The following is a 1,035-nucleotide window of genomic DNA, read 5'->3' as shown; positions in this document are numbered from 1 at the left end:
GTTTCCAATTCGTGATCGTCGTGGTCGAGTAATTGGCTTTGGTGGTCGAGTACTTGGTGAAGGTACACCAAAATATCTCAACTCACCGGAAACGCCAATATTCCATAAAGGCAAAGAGCTTTATGGCCGGTACGAAGTGTTACAAGCGCATCGTGAACCAGCACAAATTTTGGTGGTTGAAGGCTATATGGACGTTGTCGCTCTGGCTCAGTACGGCGTAGATTATTCCGTCGCTTCGCTAGGCACTTCGACAACGGGCGATCATATTCAAATGTTGTTCCGCCAAACCAATACCGTGGTGTGTTGTTACGATGGCGACCGAGCAGGTAAAGAAGCGGCATGGCGAGCGTTAGAAAACGCACTTCAATTCCTCAAAACCGGGAACACATTGAAGTTCTTATTCTTACCTGATGGGGAAGACCCTGACAGCTACGTTCGTAAATACGGCAAAGCAGCGTTCGAGCAACAAATAGAACAAGCGACACCACTATCGAGCTACCTTTTTGACAACTTGATTGAGTTACACCAAATCAATTTGGGTAACAACGAAGGTAAGTCTGCGTTGAGAGCATACGCTAGCGCCTTGATTGACAAGATTCCTGACCCATACTTTCAGGAGTTGCTCGAAAAACTATTGGATGAGCGCACGGGGTTTGATAACCGCCTACGTCAGCCTCGTAAAAAGATAAGTGAAACTCGACCTCAACCGCACAAAGAGATCAAACGAACTCCTATGCGTGAGGTTATTGCTCTACTTATTCAAAATCCGAGCTATGCTCAAATGGTACCGGACCTTTCCTCAGTGAGAGACTTCTCCATACCAGGCCTAAGTTTATTTGCAGATGTACTTGATAAATGCCAAGCGCATCCCCATATCAACACAGGCCAATTATTAGAGCACTGGCGCAACAGCCAGAATGAGGCACTTCTGTCTCGTCTTGCGAGCTGGGATATTCCGCTCGACGAAGACAACCAAGAAGAAATATTTTTAGACTCACTGGATAAAATTATTGCCCAGTGCGTAGAAAAACAAAT

The 1,035-nt window shown here is 45.9% G+C and carries 1 protein-coding gene; it reads left to right on the top strand.

The features are described 5' to 3' along the window. The coding region (locus R7E47_RS25345) for a DNA primase (protein ID WP_318085576.1) at positions 1-1,035 on the top strand (1,035 nt) is incomplete at both ends.

The sequence above is a fragment of the Vibrio sp. Vb1026 genome, from assembly GCF_033338745.1.
Lineage (GTDB): Bacteria > Pseudomonadota > Gammaproteobacteria > Enterobacterales > Vibrionaceae > Vibrio > Vibrio alginolyticus.
This window is presented reverse-complemented; position numbering and strand designations above follow the sequence as displayed.